The 19,279-nt window shown below is 57.4% G+C and carries 17 protein-coding genes; 10 read left to right on the plus strand and 7 right to left on the minus strand.

Annotation, left to right across the window (positions count from 1 at the left end; all coding sequences use genetic code 11):
• Positions 1–280 precede the first annotated feature (280 nt).
• The 6 genes from CFI10_RS00730 to spoT all read left to right on the plus strand — a co-directional run bounded on the left by CFI10_RS00730 (position 281) and on the right by spoT (position 6,442).
• The gene (locus CFI10_RS00730; RefSeq protein ID WP_206837999.1) at positions 281–1,300 is read left to right on the plus strand and encodes a TRAP transporter substrate-binding protein; all 1,020 of its coding nucleotides are present in this window, start codon (positions 281–283) and stop codon (positions 1,298–1,300) included.
• A 60-nt stretch (positions 1,301–1,360) separates the two neighbouring features.
• Entirely contained in the window at positions 1,361–1,933 is a 573-nt protein-coding gene (locus CFI10_RS00735) for a TRAP transporter small permease (RefSeq protein ID WP_091826246.1), read from the plus strand.
• Between the two features lie 37 nt (positions 1,934–1,970).
• Complete coding sequence (locus CFI10_RS00740) at positions 1,971–3,254, plus strand: TRAP transporter large permease (protein WP_091826248.1); 1,284 nt, start codon at positions 1,971–1,973, stop codon at positions 3,252–3,254.
• Positions 3,255–3,341: 87 nt separating this feature from the next.
• Positions 3,342–3,968, plus strand: a complete 627-nt coding sequence (gene gmk / locus CFI10_RS00745) for a guanylate kinase (protein WP_206838002.1) — start codon at positions 3,342–3,344, stop codon at positions 3,966–3,968.
• A 56-nt stretch (positions 3,969–4,024) separates the two neighbouring features.
• Positions 4,025–4,237 carry a DNA-directed RNA polymerase subunit omega gene (gene rpoZ / locus CFI10_RS00750; protein ID WP_091826252.1) on the plus strand — a complete coding sequence of 71 codons (213 nt, stop codon included), beginning with the start codon at positions 4,025–4,027 and terminating at the stop codon, positions 4,235–4,237.
• A gap of 81 nt (positions 4,238–4,318) precedes the next feature.
• Positions 4,319–6,442: a bifunctional GTP diphosphokinase/guanosine-3',5'-bis pyrophosphate 3'-pyrophosphohydrolase gene (spoT, locus tag CFI10_RS00755; RefSeq protein ID WP_206838004.1), complete on the plus strand. Its 2,124-nt coding sequence runs from the start codon at positions 4,319–4,321 to the stop codon at positions 6,440–6,442.
• 20 nt (positions 6,443–6,462) lie between these two features.
• On the opposite strand, the gene ggt is transcribed toward spoT, so the two are convergent.
• Positions 6,463–8,205, minus strand: a complete 1,743-nt coding sequence (gene ggt / locus CFI10_RS00760; RefSeq protein WP_206838018.1) for a gamma-glutamyltransferase — start codon at positions 8,203–8,205, stop codon at positions 6,463–6,465.
• Positions 8,202–8,687, minus strand: coding sequence for an asparaginase domain-containing protein (locus tag CFI10_RS00765; RefSeq protein ID WP_206838021.1), 486 nt, complete (start codon positions 8,685–8,687; stop codon positions 8,202–8,204). The genes ggt and CFI10_RS00765 overlap by 4 nt, the downstream gene beginning before the upstream one ends.
• 99 nt (positions 8,688–8,786) lie before the next feature.
• Here CFI10_RS00765 and CFI10_RS00770 point away from each other — a divergent pair, with 99 nt between their 5' ends.
• Positions 8,787–10,103, plus strand: a complete 1,317-nt coding sequence (locus CFI10_RS00770) for an HDOD domain-containing protein (protein ID WP_242530069.1) — start codon at positions 8,787–8,789, stop codon at positions 10,101–10,103.
• Here the strand turns inward: CFI10_RS00770 and CFI10_RS00775 are convergent, their stop codons facing one another.
• Positions 10,104–12,032, minus strand: coding sequence for an ATP-binding cassette domain-containing protein (locus tag CFI10_RS00775; RefSeq protein WP_206838038.1), 1,929 nt, complete (start codon positions 12,030–12,032; stop codon positions 10,104–10,106).
• A 21-nt stretch (positions 12,033–12,053) separates the two neighbouring features.
• On the opposite strand from CFI10_RS00775, the gene CFI10_RS00780 reads away from it, so the two are divergent.
• Together CFI10_RS00780 and bamJ are read left to right on the plus strand one after the other, a co-directional pair.
• Entirely contained in the window at positions 12,054–12,539 is a 486-nt protein-coding gene (locus CFI10_RS00780; protein WP_206838041.1) for a TIGR02444 family protein, read from the plus strand.
• Between the two features lie 59 nt (positions 12,540–12,598).
• On the plus strand, positions 12,599–13,297 hold the full coding sequence (gene bamJ / locus CFI10_RS00785; RefSeq protein ID WP_341868542.1) for a BamJ family beta-barrel-assembly machinery protein: 699 nt from the start codon (positions 12,599–12,601) through the stop codon (positions 13,295–13,297).
• 89 nt (positions 13,298–13,386) lie between these two features.
• On the opposite strand, the gene CFI10_RS00790 is transcribed toward bamJ, so the two are convergent.
• Together CFI10_RS00790 and rsd are read right to left on the minus strand one after the other, a co-directional pair.
• Positions 13,387–14,367 carry a WD40 repeat domain-containing protein gene (locus CFI10_RS00790; RefSeq protein WP_091826264.1) on the minus strand — a complete coding sequence of 327 codons (981 nt, stop codon included), beginning with the start codon at positions 14,365–14,367 and terminating at the stop codon, positions 13,387–13,389.
• 2 nt (positions 14,368–14,369) lie between these two features.
• Positions 14,370–14,834, minus strand: coding sequence for a sigma D regulator (rsd, locus tag CFI10_RS00795; RefSeq protein ID WP_091826265.1), 465 nt, complete (start codon positions 14,832–14,834; stop codon positions 14,370–14,372).
• 138 nt (positions 14,835–14,972) lie between these two features.
• Between rsd and CFI10_RS00800 the strand changes: the two genes are divergently transcribed.
• Positions 14,973–15,371: a flagellar basal body-associated FliL family protein gene (locus tag CFI10_RS00800; protein WP_206838055.1), complete on the plus strand. Its 399-nt coding sequence runs from the start codon at positions 14,973–14,975 to the stop codon at positions 15,369–15,371.
• 3 nt (positions 15,372–15,374) lie between these two features.
• On the opposite strand, the gene gshA is transcribed toward CFI10_RS00800, so the two are convergent.
• A complete protein-coding gene (gshA, locus tag CFI10_RS00805) occupies positions 15,375–16,946 on the minus strand; it encodes a glutamate--cysteine ligase (RefSeq protein ID WP_242530070.1) in 1,572 nt (523 codons plus the stop codon).
• Positions 16,947–17,012: 66 nt separating this feature from the next.
• Complete coding sequence (locus tag CFI10_RS00810) at positions 17,013–19,277, minus strand: Tex family protein (protein WP_206838060.1); 2,265 nt, start codon at positions 19,275–19,277, stop codon at positions 17,013–17,015.
• Between the last annotated feature and the right edge of the window lie 2 nt (positions 19,278–19,279).

Raw genomic sequence — 19,279 nt, forward strand, 5'->3', positions numbered from 1 at the left:
AAAATTGTGAAAATTACGCCATTGTTCGATGGAATTTCATTTCTTTAAAAAGAACGCAATTAGGTTTTTTGTTGTTTTTTAGTTAAGTTTTTGCCGATTTTTCGCGGTTTTTTGGGTGGGGGTATGGGCCTCTCAACAGAGGGGGCCTGTTTTTGCGTTAAGATGCTTAGATGTGCTAAGTATTTAAAAAGGAACTATTCTGTAACGGGAGCGGCGGTGCCTCGAACCCATAATCTGGCCGAGCACTCGTTTTGCGAACCCTGGATTGGAGACCAAAATCATGCACAAGCTCAAGACACTGGTAGGCGCCTGTACGGTGGCTCTGGCAACACTCGGAACGGCCGCTACAGCTCAGGCGGCAACTTGGCGATACGCTTTCGAGGAGGCCATTACCGATGTACAAGGTGTCTATGCCACCAAGTTCAAGGAGCATATCGAAGCCAACTCCGACCACAATATCCAGCTGTTTCCCTACGGTACGTTGGGGGAGTCTGCCGATACCATGGAACAGGCCCAGGCAGGACTGCTGCAGTTTGTTGATCAGTCTCCGGGTTTTACCGGCTCTCTGATTCCCGAAGCTCAAGTGTTCTTCATTCCCTATCTGTTGCCGGAAACTCATGAAGCACTGGACAGTTTTTTCCGCAACAGCAATGCGATCAATGAAGACTTCAAGGAAATCTATGCACAGCATGGCCTTGAATTGCTGAAAATGTTTCCCGAAGGTGAAGTGGTCATTACCACTCAGGAACCGTTTGAAAAGCCAGCTGACCTTAACGGCGTCAAAATCCGTGTCATGACTAACCCGCTGTTGGTGGAGTCCTACAAGGCATTCGGTGCAACGCCCACTCCACTGGCCTGGGGTGAGGTGTATGGCGGATTGCAGACCAACATCATCCAGGGACAGGAAAACCCCTTGTTCTGGGTTGAGTCAGCCAAGATGTATGAAGTCAGTGACGTGATTACCTTTACAGGCCATAACAACTTCACCACTGCCGTGATGGCCAACAAGCGCTTCTTTGATGGACTGCCAGAGGCTGATCAAGCCCTGATACATGAAGCGATGGACGTGGCGTTCGACCATATCATGGAGTACCAGAAGGGGCTCAGTGAACGGTCACTGGAGAAAATTTTTGAGCAGAAGCCCGAGATTGAGGTCGTGCGCCTGACAGAGGAGCAGCGCGCGCCTTTCCGTGCCGCAGCCAAAGAGGTTGAAGCCAAATACATCGAAATGACAGGCGACAGCGGCAAGGCCTTGCTGGAGCAGCTCAAGCAGGATCTGGAAGCGGCAACCGCTGAATAACCGTGATGAACAAGGGAGGGCCTTGGCTCTCCCTTGGCTGATCGCTGAGTGGAGGGCTGGATGTCCGCTGACACTGATATATCGAGTAAGCCTGTTTCAGCTCTGCCCGGACCTCTCGGGTATCTGGATCGCTGGCTTGGGCGTGCCGAGGCATTCATTCTGGGTGCCGGAGTGTTGCTGATGGCACTGAATACCGTCGCGAATGTGGTTGGACGGTTTGTATTTCAGCACAGCTTCTTCTTTACCGAAGAAGTGAATCGCATTCTGATCGTCATGATCACCTTTGCGGGGATTGGCTATGCCGCACGCCATGGGCGTCACATTCGCATGTCGGCCCTGTTTGATGTGCTGCCAGCGGGCGGCAGACGTTGGCTGATGATGCTGATTGCGCTGGTGACGTCGCTTGTAATGTTCGCACTGGCTTTCTTTTCCATTCGTTACATCGGTTCGGTAGCCAGTTCCGGACGGGTGCTTTCATCTTTGCAGGTACCGGTATGGTGGATTTTTCTGTGGGTGCCAGTCGGACTGAGCGTGACCGGGGTTCAGTATCTGCTGACGGCACTTAAAAATTTGGTTTCTTCTGACGCGGTGTATCTATCGACAGAAGTGAGAGATGGATATGACCGCAACTGATGCTGTATATGGTTCCACTACGGAAGGGAGTCGATAGATGACCGCCATTATGGTCAGTACCATGATCGTGCTGTTGCTGCTTGGATTTCCGATGATGATTCCGCTGATTGTTGCGGCTTTCATCGGTTTTTACAGCATGTTTGGCGGCTTTGATCAGATGGATTTCATGATCCAGCAGTTTATGGCCGGCATTCGTCCTACCTCCCTGATCGCAGTTCCCATGTTTATTCTGGCTGCGGACATCATGACCCGAGGGCACTCGGCGGATCGTTTGATCGATATGGTGATGAAGTTCATTGGCCACGTACGGGGCGGGCTGGCGATCAGTACAGCGACCGCCTGCACCCTGTTCGGAGCTGTTTCCGGCTCAACACAGGCAACCGTAGTCGCCGTCGGCTCCCCCCTGCGCCCAAAAATGCTCAAGGCAGGTTACAAGGACAGCTTCGTGCTGGCGCTGATCATCAACGCCAGCGATATCGCTTTCCTTATCCCCCCCAGCATCGGCATGATCATCTATGGTGTGGTATCCAACACCTCAATTTCTGAACTGTTTATCGCAGGTGTCGGGCCGGGTTTGCTGATTCTTGGCATGTTTGCACTCTACAGTTATATCTATGCCTGCATTAACCGAGTGCCCACAGAGGAAAAAGCCAGCTGGCCCGAGCGCTGGCAGGCCGTGCGCAAGGCGATTTGGCCCTTGGGCTTTCCGGTCATCATTGTGGGCGGTATCTATGGCGGTATATTCAGCCCGACCGAAGCGGCAGCTGTGTGTGTCCTCTATGCCGTAATCCTCGAATTCATCGTGTTCAGGGCTCTCAAACCCGCTGAGCTGTACAAGATTGCCAAGTCGACCGGCCTTATCACGGCGGTTGTGTTCATTCTGGTGGCGGCCGGAGCGGCCTTTTCCTGGATCATCTCCTTCGCGCAGATACCCCAAACCATTATCGCCTCACTGGGGCTGGCCGATGCCAGCCCTACAGGGGTGCTGATCGCGATCTGTATAGCGTTTTTTATCGGCTGCATGTTTGTCGATCCGATCGTGGTGATTCTGGTACTGGTGCCGATCTTTGCCCCGCTGGTCGCTTCGGCAGGGCTTGATCCTGTGCTGGTTGGGGTGTTGATTACGCTGCAGGTGGCCATTGGTTCCGCTACCCCGCCGTTTGGCTGCGATATATTCACCGCGATCGCCATATTCAGGCGTCCCTATATTGAAGTGATCAAAGGCACTCCTCCTTTTGTCTTCATGCTGATACTGGCTGCGGCCTTGCTGATCATCTTCCCGCAGATCTCTCTGTTCCTGCGTGACCTGGCGTTTGGCTGAGGGTATTGGAAGCAGGGTGCTGGGTCAGTCTGGAGCTGCGTGCTATAGTTTCGGTTCGCAATCAGGATGACACCGGGACAACAGGCAATGACTCAGCTCGCAGGCACACTGTACATTCTTTCGGCTCCCTCTGGCGCTGGCAAGACCACACTAGTCAAGGCTCTGCTGGAGCAGGACCCCCAACTGGTGGTATCGGTATCCCATACCACCCGGGCAAGGCGTCCTGGTGAAGTGGGTGGCCAGGATTACAATTTTGTCAGCATGGATGCATTCAACGAGCTGATCGAGCAGGGCCAGTTTCTTGAGTATGCCGAAGTGTTCGGCAACAAATACGGCACCTCCCAGCAGTGGGTGCGTGAGCAGCTGGCTGCAGGGCAGGATGTAATCCTTGAAATTGACTGGCAGGGTGCCGAGCAGGTCAGGCGTTTGATGCCCGAAGCGGTAACGGTTTTCATTCTGCCTCCCAGCCGAGCCGCTCTGCGTGAGCGACTGACCAACCGGGGTCAGGACAGTGATGCCATCATCGCCGGACGGATGTCTGCTGCAGTAAGCGAAATGAGCCACTACCCGGAGTATGACTATCTGGTGATTAACGACCGGTTCGAAGTTGCACTCGATCAGCTTGCCAGTCTTTTCAAGGCACGGCGGTTGCGGCAGGAGGTGCAACAGCAGTTGCAGGCTGAACTGCTGAGTGAGCTCTTGTCTGAACGCTGAAACCCCCGTAGACTTATCGGTCTTTTCTCTGGCTCCAACCCTGTCTGAGGTCCGCAATGGCACGAGTAACCGTTGAAGATTGTCTGGAAAATGTCGAAAACCGTTTTGAATTGGTGATGATCGCATCTAAGCGTGCACGCCAGATCGCAGTTGGCGGCAAGGACCCCAAGGTCGATTGGGAAAACGATAAGCCCACCGTTGTTGCCCTGCGTGAAATCGCTGAAAAACTGGTCGATCGCAGCGTGCTGGATGAGCAGGTACAGCGCTGATCTTTCCCCCGCACGCGTAATACGGCATCATCAGGGTATATGGCTGGCCCAAGTGCCAGCCCTGGCCTGACGGAGTGATAGATGCCGACCATTGATGCCCTTTCACATCGCCTCGAAGAGTATCTGACACAGGATCAGATTGCTCGGGTTCGTCGCGCCTATTTCTATGCCGAGCAGGCCCACGATGGTCAGCGCCGTAAAAGCGGCGAACCCTATGTGACTCATCCACTGGCCGTAGCCAATGTACTGGCCGGGATGCACATGGACCATCAAAGCTTGATGGCGGCCATGTTGCACGATGTAATCGAAGATACCGAGATCGAATATGCGGGCATTGAGGGGCAGTTCGGCACCTCTGTAGCGGATATTGTCGATGGCGTCTCCAAGCTGACCCATTTGGAGTTCGAGACCAAGGCGGAAGCCCAGGCCGAGAATTTCCAGAAAATGGTGTTGGCGATGGCGGAAGATATCCGCGTCATTCTGGTCAAGTTGGCAGATCGGCTGCACAACATGCGTACCCTCGGTGCCATGCGGCCTGACAAACAGCGTCGTATTGCCCGCGAAACCCTCGATATTTATGCACCCATTGCCGCGCGTCTGGGTATGCGAGACCTGCAGGTTGAACTGGAGGATCTGGCATTCCAGTCCTATTACCCGATGCGAGCCAAGCGCATTCGGCGAGCGGTGGTGCATGCGCGCGGACAGCGTAAGGACATCATTGAACAGGTGCGAGAATCGATCCAGGCCCGGCTGGATCAGGAAGGGCTCAGCGGAAGTGTATCCGGTCGCGAGAAACACCTCTACAGCATCTATCGCAAAATGAAGGTACAGCGTAAGGCGTTCGCCGACATTATGGATGTGTTTGCCTTTCGGATTGTGACCGGCAGCGTTGATGACTGTTACCGTATTCTGGGGGCCGTGCACAACCTGTACAAGCCGGTACCGGGTTGCTTCAAGGATTATATTGCCATTCCCAAGGCCAATGGTTACCAGTCGTTGCACACGGTGCTGTTTGGCGCCCGGGGCATGACCATCGAGGTACAGATCCGTACCCGTGACATGGATGCGGTCGCCAGCCAGGGGATTGCCGAACACAGTCATTACAAGGTCAAGGGTAGTACTGAAAGCGCACTGGGTTCTTACAACCGTGCTCGTAAATGGGTACAGGGGCTGCTGGAGATGCAGCAAAGTGCCGGTGACTCGATGGAATTTATCGAGAGCGTGAAAAAAGACCTGTTCCCGGACGAGGTCTACATCTTCACCCCCAAAGGGCGGATTTTGGAGTTGCCGCGTGGTGCAACACCGGTCGACTTTGCCTACGCCGTGCATACGGACGTGGGTAACTCCTGTGTTTCCTGCCGTATCAACCGTCGCCTGGCGCCACTGTCGGAACCTCTGGAAAGCGGTCAAACGGTCGAAATCATCACTACGCCGCGGGCCCAGCCGAACATGGCATGGCTCAATTTTGTGGTGACCGGCAAGGCACGCACCAGCATCCGACACTTTCTGAAGAATCAACAACGCAATGAATCGATCGAATTGGGGCGTCGACTGTTGAGCCAGTTTTTGGGCAACTACGGTGCAAGCCTTGATGACATTGACCCTGATCAGTTGGCGCAGCTGCTGGACGAGGCTGAGTTCAAGCAGCTGGATGACCTGCTGGAAGATATCGGCATGGGCAACCGCATGGCGTATGTGGTAGCGCGCCGTCTGCGCCCTGCCGAGCATGTTGAGCAGGACCCTGGGTTGACTGAACAGGGCCGGCCTCTGGCTATTCGGGGTGCTGAGGGGATGGTCATGCAGTATGCCCGCTGCTGCCACCCCATTCCCGGAGACAGCATCATCGGGCATATCAGCAGTGGTCGTGGGCTTGTGGTACATCGTACCGACTGTCGCAACATAGGTTACCTGCGTGATAACCCCGAAAAAACCATCTATCTGGAGTGGTCAGCACCACAAAGCAACGAAGAAGAATTTGTGGTCGGGCTTTTCCTTGAGGTTGAATCCCAGCGCGGCATCATTGCCAACCTGGCGACGGCCGCTGCCAGTATGGGTGCCAACCTGCTTAAAATCGACAGTGGCGAGCGTGATGGTCAGCTGTTCAGCGTGAACATGGAGCTGACGGTTTACAACCGTGTGCATCTGGCACGGGTGATTCGCAAGCTGCGCAGCCTGCGTTCAGTCAATCACATTAACCGCCAGTAAACATATGGCTGGCTGATAGTTCAGCGTCCCAGTGCCTTTCCCTCGCGGCGCGGATCGACCCCCGACTCCCAGCGACCATCGGACCGTTGACGAATGGCGTGTACTCCGCTGTTGAGTTCCCGAATGCTTACGCGATGCCCCATATCCCTGAGCTCGAACAGCAGTTGCTCGGCGGAGGTGGCTTCCTCCAGTTCGGTATCGCCGTTACGGTTACTTATATTGGGCTGGTAGAGGATCTCCTGCAGTGACATATCGGTATGCAGCATCAGCAGGAGAGTTTGTGCCACATAGTTGATGATACGACTGCCACCAGGAGAGCCGAGCGCAGCGATCGGGCGATTATCGGCGTTGAATACCATCACCGGTGCCATTGAGCTGCGTGGGCGCTTGCCTGGTTCAACCCGGTTAGCCACTGGCACGCCGTTGATCTCGGGGATAAAGGAAAAGTCAGTGAGCTGATTGTTGAGCAGAAAGCCCCCTGCCATCAGGGTCGAGCCGAATGCCATCTCAATACTGCTGGTCATCGACAGCAGGTTGCCATATCTGTCTCGAATGACGAAGTGGCTGGTTGACGGCAACTCGGGCGAGCGGTCATCGGCACGGGGCAGTTCCATTGGCTGGCCTGGCTGGGCCTGCCCCATGTCGTGCTCAGAGCTGATCAGGCTGGCGCGCTGGCGCAAGTATGTGGGATCGAGGAGCGCCGCTGTTGGGACCTCCACAAAGTCCGGATCAGCTAGGTAGCGACCCCGGTCGGCATAGGCCAGGCGGCTGGCCTGGGTAAACAGATGAGCAAAGCCACTACTGTCGTGAGGCAGTGCAGCCAACGGAGTGTGCTGCAGCAGGCCCAGTATTTGCAGCAGCGTCACACCACCCGAAGTCGGTGGTGGAAAGCCACAGACACGGTATTCGCGATAGGGCAAACATATCGGCTTGCGTTCCCGTGCAACATAGCTCGCCAGATCCGTTCGGCTGATCATGCCCGGGTTGTCTTTAGCCTCGGATATGCTGGTTAGAATCTGGTCTGCAATAGGACCGTGATACAGGGCGTCCGCCCCTTGGGCGGCGATCAGTCGCAACGATTCGGCCAGTTCAGGGTTACGCAGCAGAGCTCCGGCAGGCAGCGGCGCACCGGAGTGGTCAAAAAAGTACTGGCGACTGGCCGCATAGCGATCCAGCCCGGGATTGACTCTGTCTGAGATCAGTTTGTGTAACCGGTTACCGATATGGAACCCCTGCTCGGCACGGGCAATGCTGGCGTCAAACAGCATCGACCAGTCCAGTCTGCCATGGCGCTGATGGGCCAGTTCAAGCATCCGCAATACTCCCGGAACCCCAACTGAGCGCCCGCCAACAAGCGCTTCATGCCATGGCATAGTGCTACCGTCAGATTGTAGGAAGAGATTTTCAGTGACGTCAGCCGGGGCGGTTTCACGGCCATCATAGGCGTGCAATGTTTGGCTGGACTGGTCCCAGTAGAGCAGAAAGGCACCGCCACCAAGGCCAGAAGACTGGGGCTCGACCAAGGTCAGCATTGCCTGAACAGCGATGGCTGCATCCACAGCGGTGCCGCCCTGGCGGAGCATATCAAAGCCCGCTTCAGTCGCCAGTGGGTGAGCCGTGACCACCAGCGAATCCTCAGCGATGACGCGCTGGGGGTGTTGCCAGCCGGTAGCGCTTTCCGGTGCGATCGACTCATCAGCAGCCCAGAGGAAAGGGATCTGCAAAGCCAGCAGGGCGATAATTGCTTGGCGAAAAATGCTCATGTAGACACCTGAAATTGTCCGGCTGCACGATTCTTGATGGTGTGCTCAGGGTTGAAAACACGTCCGTTCATAAAGATGTAGACCCCCGCAGGCAGCGTTTGGGCCAAGGCCATGGCTCCTCCCAGATTGAAGGCCGCATCACTGTCGCGAAATCGGGCCGGTTGCATGGCGCCGGTGAGGACGATGGTGCGGTCATTCAGCGCCTGCAGGGCACGGGCTGTATCAACCATGGTGTCGGTACCGTGTGTAATGACGATATGTCGGCAGGTATCGGCTTCAATATGGTCACGAATCAGCGCCCGGTCATGTGCATCCATTTCAAGGCTGTCCTTGCGCAGCAGGCTTTCGATGCTGTATTGGCAACTCACACCGGCCTGTGCCAGCAGTTCTGTCGCCGCCGGCTCACCGATACGATAGTCACTCAGTGCATCGTAGTAGACCTTGTCGATTGTGCCCCCGATTGTCAGAATCTTGATCTGCATTGGATGCCTGTAGCCTCTATTTCCGTTATTCTTAATGCAAGCTTAAAGCATCGAATAGTGTCACAAAAGCGCCAACTAATCCGCCAGCGGAGAAAAGTCTTGTCTGTAGATATCGGCACACTCTCAGAGATGAGCACCCCGGCACAGCAGGTTCGGCTGGTGCTGCTGCATGATCGTCAGGGTAAGGTATTGGCGCTGCTGCCTCCGTCACGGATGCTGGACCTGACCTCGGTAGCGAAACTGTATGGGCGCGAGCTTCAGGCTGCACGAGTGGATGATGCGCAACGCTTTTTTACTCAGCCGGGTCTGCAGACAGAGGCCGGTCAGGCAAAACTACTGTCGTTGCCGTTGCTGCTCGACAGTAGCCTTGGCGAAGCGCCACTGAGTTGCAACGAGCTTCATTCCGGTCTCTGTTTTACACTCAGCAGCGTGCCCACGCACGACCAGGTCAGTCGCGGTCAGGTCAGTTGTGATCCGGCAACCAGCGGTGTGGGTAGCGCTGGGCTGGATGATGCGACCGTGATCACCCGGGCCGTTGAGCGATTCACCAGTTTGCGGGTTCAGCAACGACTGGAAGATACGCTGGGTCTGCCGGGTCTGTCTCAGACCATGCGCAAGATTGTAATGCTGCGCTCCGACCCGGAAGCCGGCGTGGATGAGCTGGTGCCGGTCGTGAAGCTGGACCCGAGTCTGTCTGCACAGGTGATGGGCTGGGCGTCTTCACCCTATTATGCTGCCCCCGGACGCGTACGCTCAATCGAGGACGCGATCATTCGGGTATTGGGGTTCGACCTGGTAATCAACCTGGCGCTGGGGGTTGCCATGGGGCAGGTGCTGCGGCTGCCCGAAGATACTCCACGGGGTACAGTGCCCTACTGGGAGCAGGCTGTTTATACGGCTACGCTGAGCGAAAAGCTGGCGCGATCCATTCCGCTGGAGCGACGGCCCCGTCCAGGGCTGGCCTATCTGGCTGGCTTGTTGCACAACTTTGGTTATCTGGTGTTGGGGCATCTGTTCCCGCCTCACTTTTCGCGCCTGTCACGTCATATCGAGGCCAACCCTCAGCTGGAGCAAAGCCTGATTGAGCAGGAAGTGTTGCATGTGACCCGTGAGCAGGTGGGTGGGTGGTTGCTGGAAAGCTGGAAGCTGCCGGCTGAAGTGTCGGTTGCGGTACGCTATCAGCATGAACCCGGCTTTGAAGGTGAGCACGCGGAGTATGCGCGCCTGCTGTATCTGGCCAGCCGGCTGCTGCGTCAGCATGGCATGAGTGCAGGTCCGGCAGGGCCGCTGCCGGATGAGGTGGTCCAGGAGCTGGGCCTGCAGCAGGCGGACCTGGAACAGGCCATGCTGGTGCTGAAAGCCGATGCGGAAGGGCTGTCGCAGCTGTCTGATCTATTCAGCGGTTCAGTGAGCTGATCAATCCTCAAGTGACTGTTCCAGTTGCTCCAGTGCCTCCAGCTGGTCCAGCCAGTCGGTTTCAATCTGTACCTGCCGCTGCTTCAGATCGGCTTGTTGCTGCAGCAGTGTTTTCAGCTCTGTCTTGCGGTTCTCACTGTACAGGTCGGCATCCCCCAGCTGTGTTTCGAGATCGCCGATCTGGGTGGTGACCTGCTCAAGTTGTTGCTCCAGGCGAGCGACCTGCTGTTTCAGCGGCCGCAAGCGAGCACGCTGCTCAGCCTGGACTCGCTTGAGCTCCTTGCGCTCGGTGGCACTGAGTGAGCGCTCGGCGGCACTGTCGTTGGTGGTTTCAGGCTCGCTGCGTTTCTGCTCTTCTCGGCGCTGTTGGGCCAGCCATTGGTGATAGTCCTCCAAATCGCCATCGAACTCGCTGATCTGGCCATCGGCGACCAACAGGAACTGATCGACTGTGTTGCGCAGCAGATGGCGATCATGTGACACCAGTATCAACGCACCTTCGAACGCCTGCAGTGCCAGGCTTAGAGCGAGTCGAACCTCCAGATCCAGATGGTTGGTCGGTTCGTCAAGCAACAACAAATTGGGTTGCTGCCAGGCGATCAGGGCCAGCGCCACACGCGCCTTCTCACCGCCGGAAAAACGACCCACTGGATCCAGTGCGTCATCACCAATAAAGCCAAAGCTGCCGAGAAAGTTGCGCAGTTCCTGGTCAGTGGCGTCGGGGCTGATGCGCTGCAGGTGCAGCAGGGGAGAGGCGTCCATATCCAGCGCCTCCAGCTGGTGCTGAGCGAAGTAGCCAATACGCAGATGCTCCCCTTCGTGGCGTTCGCCGGTCAGCAACTCCAGATCGCCCACCAGGGTCTTAATCAGGGTGGATTTGCCTGCACCATTGGCACCGAGCAGACCAATGCGGGCTCCGGGGATCAGACTCAGAGACTGACCCTTGAGAATAGTACGATCCGGATAGCCCAGATCTGCTTCCGCCAACGTAAGCAGGGGAGAGGAGATCTTGTCGCTGGTATCGAAGCGGAAGGAAAAAGGAGAGTCTACATGGGCCGGCGCAATCTGCTCCATGCGTTCCAGCTCTTTGAGCCGACTCTGAGCCTGTTTGGCCTTGGTGGCCTTGGCCCGGAAACGGCGTACAAACTGTTCGATCTGTTCGACGCGGGCCTGCTGTTTTTCGAACGCAGCCTGCTGCTGTGACAGTTTTTCGGCACGGAGGCCTTCGAACGCGGTGTAGTTGCCTTTATAGAGTGTCAGGGTCTGCTGGGCCTGATGCACGATATGGCTCACCACGTTGTCGAGGAAGTCTCGGTCATGGGAGATCAGCAGCAGGGTGCCGGGGTACTGGCGCAGCCACTGCTCCAGCCAGATGGTGGCATCCAGATCCAGATGGTTGGTGGGCTCGTCCAGTAGCAACAGATCGGACGGGCACATCAGGGCCTGGGCCAGATTCAACCGGATACGCCAGCCGCCGGAAAAGCTGTTGACTGGCCGTCCTGCGTCATCCGGGGCAAACCCGAGCCCGGCCAATAGCTGATGCGCGCGTGCTTCGGCGCGATAGCCATCCATCGCATCCAGCTCGGCATGCAGCTCGCCGATCCGGTTAGCCTGATGCTCCGCTTCTGCGACTGCCAGTGCGGCCTCAACGGCACGCAGACGGTGGTCTCCATCCACTACATAGTCCAGTGCACTGCGCTCGGACGTATCCACTTCCTGTGCCATATGGGCAATACGAAGCCGTGAGGGCAGTTGCAGCTCACCGCCGTCGGGTTGCAGCTGGCCCAGCAGCAGCTTGAACAGGGATGACTTGCCCACGCCATTGGCGCCGACAATACCCACCTTCCAGCCGGCATGAAACGTCAGGCTGGTCTGTGCTAGCAACTGTTGGGTACCGCGATGTAAGCTTAGGTTCTGTATCTGAATCATGGCGCGAGATTTTAGCACAGCATGAGTCTGGAAAATCCTCTCTGGCAGTACGCATTGACACTTTATTCTCGGCCGGGGGTTGAACAATGCTGCCTGCAGTTGCAGGATCAGGGAGCCGTAGTCAATCGCCTCCTGTTTGCCTGCTGGCTTGCCAGTCAGGGCATCAAGCTTGATCATGATCGGTTACACCAATCAGGCAACCGTTGGCAGCCTGAGGTTACCCGGCCATTGCGGGCAGTGCGCTTCAGGGTGCGTGAGCAGTTGGCCGCGCTGCCTGAGGCTGAAGCCTGTTATCGAGCTTTACGTCAGGCGGAGCTGGTGGCAGAGCAGCTGGAGCTCATGCTGCTGTGGCAAGATGGCCAGAGCTGGTTACCTGACAGTGAGGTGGGCGCGGCGCTGTTCCGGCACAACCTGCAGCAGGCGCTCGGCGAACCCTACAATCGGGTCTCAGGTGTGCTTCTGCTGCAACTGCAGTCGGCTGCGATTGCACTGCTTGATGATGACTGAACTTTCCTCCGGGCAAGATGTACTAACAAGAACATGTCCGAACAACACTAAGGATTCACATGATGAAAAAAAGCATGCTGGCACTGGCTCTAAGTGGAGCACTGGCCACAACGGCAACAGTGCAGGCACAGGCACTGGAAACTGAACAGCAGAAACTGAGCTACAGCCTGGGGCTGATTTTGGGCGAGCGTATCCAGGCGGATGTTGAAGAGCTGGATATCACTGCATTCAGCCAGGGTGTCGAAGCTGTGTTTTCCGGCGAGGAGCCGGCACTTGATCAGCAGCAGGTTGCCGAGGTGATGCAGGCGTTCCAGAGTCGCAAGATGGAAGAGCAGCGTCAGGCGATGGCAAAGCTGGCCGATGAAAACAGCGCCAAGGGCGCCGCCTACATGGCTGAAAATGGCGCGAAGGAAGGTGTTAAAACCACTGATTCAGGGCTGCAGTATGAAGTTCTGACAGCCGGCGAGGGCAAGAGCCCCAAAACCACGGATACCGTCAAGGTCCACTACCGTGGCCACCTGATTGATGGTACTGAGTTTGACAGTTCCTACGCCCGCAATGAGCCGGTTTCTTTCCCGCTCGATGGTGTGATTCCGGGCTGGACCGAAGGCTTGCAGCTGATGAAAGAAGGTGGCAAAAGCCGCCTGGTGATTCCGGCAGACCTGGCTTATGGCCCGGGTGGTATGGGTAATGCGATCGGCCCGAACGAGACACTGGTGTTCGAAGTGGAGCTGCTGGAAGTGAATCCTTCAGAGTAAGGCTGTTCCGGTCAGGGTGAGCCCGCTGCCTTCAGACAGAGGCAGCGGGCTCGCCGGCCACTGCTGCTCCTGTCACCAGCTGTACCGTCCTACCTGAGCCAGTTCATGACCCCGTTGGACCCTGCAGCCAGCCAGCTGTTTCCGTCCGCACCAAACGCCAGTGCAATGATACCGGTACTGGTAGGTCCGTAGGCGGCTCGCTTGTGTCCCTTCCAGCGTTTGATCAGCTCGCCCCGGTTTACATCCCAGAGCTCTACCGTACCATCTGCACGTCCGGCCAGAAGGCGATCACTGTTGTCCGAAAAACGGGCGCTGAGATAGCTGAGCTTGCGTGGAAACAGGGTCTCGCCCCCACTGAGGTGAAACAACGTCTCGCCGCTGGATGTATCCCAGACCAGTGCCTGATCCAAACTGCCGGAACTGAACGCAAAGCGACCATTGGGTGAAAGTGCAACAGTGTCGACCGTATTGCCAAGTTTCACCTGTTGCAGAATCTGGCCGCTGTCTAGATCCCACAGGCGGGCGCTGTAGTCATCAGCCCCGGTCAGGGCCGTGCGCTCGTCGCCACTGAGGGCGACGCTGCGTACCCGCGCCTGGTGGCGGAGGCTGGTGCGGATACCGCCGTTGCGAATATCGAAGTAGACCGCCTCATGGTTGGCCAGCCCAAGCAGTGCATAGGCACCGCCGCTGGAAAGATCGGCCGCCAGAATTTCGCCGGGTGAGCTCCAGAAGCCTTCTGCCATGCCGGTATCGACGCTCCACAGCACAAGATCCTGTGGGTTTGCAGTCAGGGCGTAGCGGCCATCGGGGGAAAAGTCCACCGCCGGTAACACCGAGAATACGCCAGGCTGGTGGTTCCAGTCATACAGGCGCGCTTCATTATTCAGATCCCAGAGACTGCCACCATGGGTCACGGCACCGACCAGTGCATGCCCTCCGTCGGGGGCAATGGCCGTGCTGTAGGCACCGCTTTGCTCGGTCAGCTCAAGCCAGCGGCTTGGCGAGTGAGCGCTGCCGTCACAGCCGGCAAGAGCGAATGCAGACAACAGCAGGCAGACGGATCGTTGCACGGCTACACCATGTCCTTGTGGGCGTTGTGCAGCGTTTCGATGAGTTGATCTTCCAGCTCAAAACGCTCCTCCAGGGCCTCGCCAAGTGCCGACAGATCTTTCGAAAGTTGGCACAATTGACGCAAGGTGGGGCGTTCCAGCTTGCCATAATGATCGTTGAAATCCAGCGATGCATCAGTGGAAGGCTGAATTTTCGGAAAGATTGCCTGAGAGCGCTCGAGACTGCCGTCAGCGAATTCACTGCCTTCTCGCAGCAGCTGCTCGTAGACCTCGAAGTGGCCTGAAGACAGGTAGTCCATCAGCAGTACACAAAACTCTGACAGGGAACTGTTGAGTGGGGCACCGGCCTCCTGACCCTGCAGGGAAACGAACACCGAAATCAGCTGCTGTCGCTCCTCCAGCCAGTGATCAATGATTGTGCTGACACCACCCCAGCGTTCTTTGGCGTCGCGGCATTTTTCCAGCATGTTCGATCCCTCCCGATTGACTGCCTCAATACTACTGCCAGGCAGCCAGCGGGTGCAACAAGCATCCGAAGGCATGGAGATTGCGCACCGTGCAGCGGTATACTGAGTTTTTGCACACACGATGCGGAGAGTTTTGGGATGTGGAAAAGCAAAATGCTGGCATTACTGCTGTTGGCAGCCAGTGTCAGCCTGCCTGCGCAGGCGGAAAAAACAGCTGAAGACTACATCAACTACATTGAGCTCAAGCCTTTTGTGACCAACTACGGTGGCCCGGGACCGGTTCGTTTCCTGAAGGCTGAAGTGACGATCCAGGTGGATGCCCCGTCAGCGCATCATGCCGTCAATGCTCACGTTGCGCACATCCGCAATGATCTGGTGTTTCTGTTTTCGGGTGTTACGGAAGAAGATCTAGGCAGCATCGCCGCCCAGCAGGTACTGGCAGAACGGGCCCTGCAGACGGTACAGCAGCTGTTGAAGGAAGAGACCGGCAACACACATGTGGCCGACCTCTTTTTTACCAGCTTTGTAACCCAGTAGTTTTCAGCGTGCCACGTAGTCGGCCAGGAACTGGTCAAACGGCGGTTGTTCGGCCTGCTCCAGTTCAGCCTGCTCCGTCAGCGAGCGAGCGGCTTCGTCCAGCAGGGATTGCTTCACGGCGGGGTCGATAAGGGGCTCAAGATTGGCTCGATGCTCTGAGCTGATTGCCAGTACCCATTCACTGTAGCCCATGCCGCTTTCACGCAGGGCTTTAAGCACTTGGGCCGATGGCGTCAACGCGGAGTCTTCCAGCTTGGCGCGCTGCAGCGAGACAGATCGGCGGTAGTGGTCGGTGCCCTGTGCATCGTCCAGCAGCGCAGCGGTTTTGGCCACTTTTTCCAGCACTTGGTAGCCCAGCGCCTCACGGCTGACTTCACCGGCGGGCGTCAGCAGCTTGAGACCCGGCTCGCGACCGCGGTTGACGACACGGCTGTGGTTTTCAGCCACCATCCGGCACTCGGCTTCGTCCAGGTCATCGGCCTGTCCCAGCAAACAGCTGATCAGGAAGACATTGAGGAAGCGGGCCTGATCCAGATCCATGCCCAGGGGCAGCAGTGGGTTGATATCGGTGTTACGTACCTCTATATACTCAACCCCGCGCTTGATCAGGGCGTGCACGGGCTTTTCCCCGGACTGTGTCACCCGTTTTGGACGGATGTCACTGTAGTATTCGTTTTCGATCTGCAGCACGTTGGTGTTCAGCTGACGGTATTCGCCATCGACTTTGACACCAATGTCTTCATAGGCCGCGTGCGAAGTGTGAATCGCCTGCTGCAGCGAGTCGGCGTAACTGTCCAGATGGTTGAAACAGATCTGCAGTGATGCCTGAGCCTTGTTTGAATAGCCCAGATCGCTCATACGCAGGGAGGTGGCCCATGGCAGATAGAGCGTGTTCGCATTCAGTGTTTCCAGCTGGTGAGACCGTCCAGCCATGAAAGAGGCGGACAGTGCCGGAGAGGCTCCGAACAGATACAGCAGCAGCCAGCCGTAGCGACGGAAATTGCGGATCAAACGGAAGTAGCTGGCAGAGCGAAACTCCTGCAGGCTGTCACTGTTTTCACATATCGCCTGCCACTGTGGCCAGAAGGCTTCCGGCAGGGAAAAGTTGTAGTGGATGCCTGCAATGGTCTGCATCATCTTGCCGTAACGGTATTTCAGCCCCTGACGGTACACGTGCTTGAGCCTGCCCACGTTTGAGCTGCCATAGTTGGCGATGGGGATCGCATCCTCTCCAGCAATTTCACACGGCATGCTGGCACACCATAGCTGCTCATCACCGAGCTGCTGCCAGCTGAAGGCGTGCAGATCGGAAAGAAACGCCAGTGCAGACTCCGGGCTTTCGTGTACCGGGGTGATGAACTCCAGCAGCGCTTCAGAGTAGTCGGTCGTGATGTACTTGTGAGTCAGTGCCGACCCCAATCCTTGAGGGTGGGGTGTCTGTGCGATCTGCCCGTCAGGACGCACTCTCAGGCCCTCCTTCTCGATGCCCTGCAGGGTCCGGGTAAGGAGGTTGGCACAGCCCTGGCGGGCCAGAAGTTCAAGTTGGTGTTCCAGAGTTGCCAGCACCGTCATCATTCCTGTCACTTGCGTTGAAGGGGCGCATTATACGCCCTGCCCCGGTTTAAATGCATCCGCTTGCTGTCAACGGCCTTGTTTGAGGCCGGCCGCGCGCAGTTTGTCCGCCAGAGTTCCACCTGCAGCAGCTGGTGCCGGACGAGACGGCGGGGCGGAGGACTGTCCCGTCGCGCCGGTTGGCTGCTTGCTGGAGCCTGACTTCATGCTCAACGCAATCCGCTTGCGTTTTTCGTCTACCTCCAGCACTCGGACCTGTACGATCTGGCCGCTGCTGACCACTGTATGTGGATCGCTGATGAAGCGGTCGGACAGCTGAGATATGTGCACCAGCCCGTCCTGATGCACTCCGATATCGACGAAGGCGCCGAAGTGGGTCACGTTGGTAACGACACCTTCCAGCTCCATGTCAGGCTGTAGGTCCTTCAGGGTTTCGACGCCGGCGGCATACTGTACCGATCGAAACTCCGGACGTGGGTCACGGCCGGGCTTTTCCAGCTCGGCGATCACATCACGAAGGGTATAGGTGCCATAACCCTGTGCTTCCAGCCGGGCTCTGTCGACCCGCTGCAGTTTCTCCGGCTGTTGCAGCAGGGCTTTGAGTGACAACTTGCAGCTGTCGGCAATCGCTTCGGCAAGAGGATAGCTCTCCGGGTGTACCGCCGAGTTATCCAGTGGCTCTTCACCTTCACGAATGCGTAGGAAGCCGGCGCACTGCTCAAACGCTTTTGGTCCAAGACGCGGAATCTTCAGCAGCTGGCGTCGGTTGCGTAGAGCGCCATTGGCATCGCGCCAGGCGACAATGTTCTCTGCCGTGGTGCGGTTAAGGCCTGCCACGTGGCTTAACAGGGCTGCCGAGGCGGTATTCACGTCCACACCGACATGGTTGACGCAATGTTCAATCACGCCGGTTAACGCATCACTTAGGCGGCTCTGATCGACATCGTGCTGATACTGGCCGACGCCGATCGACTTGGGATCGATCTTGACCAGCTCTGCCAGAGGGTCCTGCAGCCGGCGCGCGATGGATACAGCACCACGGATGGTGACATCCAGATCGGGGAATTCAGCCGCCCCCTGTTCGGATGCCGAGTAGATGGAGGCTCCCGCCTCGTTGACCAGTACGGCCTGAATGTTCTGCTGCGGCAATGCCTTGCACACTGCCTGTGCCAGCTGCTCGGTCTCGCGCGAGGCGGTGCCGTTACCCACAGCGATCAGCTCGATCTGGTGCCTTTTTGCCAGTGTGGTCAGTGTGTGGAGGGACTTGTCCCATTGCTGTTGTGGTACATGTGGATAGATGGTTGTGTAGTCGACCAGCTTGCCGGTAGCGTCGATAACCGCCACCTTGACACCGGTACGCAGGCCCGGGTCCAGCCCAAGGGTGGCGCGGGCCCCGGCCGGAGCAGCCAGCAACAGATCCTGCAGGTTGCGGGCAAAGACCTCAATGGCGGCCAGGTCAGCCTGTTCACGCAGACGTTTGATCAGCTCGGTCTCCAGCGAGGGGCGCATTTTTTTCTGCCATGTCTGCTGCAGTGTTTGCAGCATCCAGCTGTCGAGCTGGGCCGGACGTAGATGGTGGCGTTTGGCCATCTGCTCTTCCGGCCAGCCGGCAAGATTTTCCGGCAGCTGCAGGCTGGCCTTGAGTACGCCTTCGGCTACCCCGCGCAACGCGGCCAGTGCCCTGTGCGAAGGTACGTGCGCGATCGGCTCGGCGTAGTCGAAGTAGTCACGGAACTTGCTGTCCGGATCCGCCTTGCCACGGGCTGCACGAACCTGCAACTCGCCCTGCTGCCACAGTCGTTGGCGCAGGACGCCGATCAGCTCGGCATCCTCGCTCAGGGTCTCCAGCAAGATTTGGCGCACGCCCTCGGCCACTGTGTCAGCATCAATAAAACCGGCTTCAGAGTTGAGAAACTGCTCCAGCTTGCCTACGGGCAATTGCCCTTGCTGCAGGGCTTCCAGCGCCAGCGGCTCCAGTCCTGCCTCACGTGCTTCCTGTGCCTTGTTGCGCCGTTTGGGGCGGTAGGGCAAGTAGAGATCTTCAAGGCGGGCGCGACTGTCGGCCGTCAGCAGGGCCTGCTCCAGCTCCGGTGTCAGCTGCTGCTGTTCACGCAGACGACCAAGAATCGCTTCGCGCCGGCTTTCCAGCTCTCGCAGCTGCCCCAGCCGCTCATGCAGTTGGCGCAGCTGGGTATCATCCAGGGCGCCGGTCTGCTCCTTTCGGTAACGGGCGATGAAGGGAATAGTGGCGCCTTCGTTCAGCAGGGCCAGCGTAGCTGCTACCTGAGTCGGGCGGATGCTCAGCTCGGTAGCCAGTTGTTGTTCGATTGTCATGG

It is taken from the genome of Marinobacterium iners, assembly GCF_017310015.1.
Lineage (GTDB): Bacteria > Pseudomonadota > Gammaproteobacteria > Pseudomonadales > Balneatricaceae > Marinobacterium > Marinobacterium iners.

Excerpts from the sequence above, each read along its gene's own strand:
- CFI10_RS00730 (WP_206837999.1), top strand. The coding sequence starts at position 281 with ATGCACAAGCTCAAGACACTGGTAGGCGCCTGTACGGTGGCTCTGGCA.
- CFI10_RS00735 (WP_091826246.1), top strand. The coding sequence starts at position 1,361 with ATGTCCGCTGACACTGATATATCGAGTAAGCCTGTTTCAGCTCTGCCC.
- CFI10_RS00740 (WP_091826248.1), top strand. The coding sequence starts at position 1,971 with ATGACCGCCATTATGGTCAGTACCATGATCGTGCTGTTGCTGCTTGGA.
- gmk (WP_206838002.1), top strand. The coding sequence starts at position 3,342 with ATGACTCAGCTCGCAGGCACACTGTACATTCTTTCGGCTCCCTCTGGC.
- rpoZ (WP_091826252.1), top strand. The coding sequence starts at position 4,025 with ATGGCACGAGTAACCGTTGAAGATTGTCTGGAAAATGTCGAAAACCGT.
- spoT (WP_206838004.1), top strand. The coding sequence starts at position 4,319 with ATGCCGACCATTGATGCCCTTTCACATCGCCTCGAAGAGTATCTGACA.
- ggt (WP_206838018.1), bottom strand. The coding sequence starts at position 8,205 with ATGAGCATTTTTCGCCAAGCAATTATCGCCCTGCTGGCTTTGCAGATC.
- CFI10_RS00765 (WP_206838021.1), bottom strand. The coding sequence starts at position 8,687 with ATGCAGATCAAGATTCTGACAATCGGGGGCACAATCGACAAGGTCTAC.
- CFI10_RS00775 (WP_206838038.1), bottom strand. The coding sequence starts at position 12,032 with ATGATTCAGATACAGAACCTAAGCTTACATCGCGGTACCCAACAGTTG.
- CFI10_RS00780 (WP_206838041.1), top strand. The coding sequence starts at position 12,054 with ATGAGTCTGGAAAATCCTCTCTGGCAGTACGCATTGACACTTTATTCT.
- bamJ (WP_341868542.1), top strand. The coding sequence starts at position 12,599 with ATGATGAAAAAAAGCATGCTGGCACTGGCTCTAAGTGGAGCACTGGCC.
- rsd (WP_091826265.1), bottom strand. The coding sequence starts at position 14,834 with ATGCTGGAAAAATGCCGCGACGCCAAAGAACGCTGGGGTGGTGTCAGC.
- CFI10_RS00800 (WP_206838055.1), top strand. The coding sequence starts at position 14,973 with ATGTGGAAAAGCAAAATGCTGGCATTACTGCTGTTGGCAGCCAGTGTC.
- gshA (WP_242530070.1), bottom strand. The coding sequence starts at position 16,946 with ATGATGACGGTGCTGGCAACTCTGGAACACCAACTTGAACTTCTGGCC.
- CFI10_RS00810 (WP_206838060.1), bottom strand. The coding sequence starts at position 19,277 with ATGACAATCGAACAACAACTGGCTACCGAGCTGAGCATCCGCCCGACT.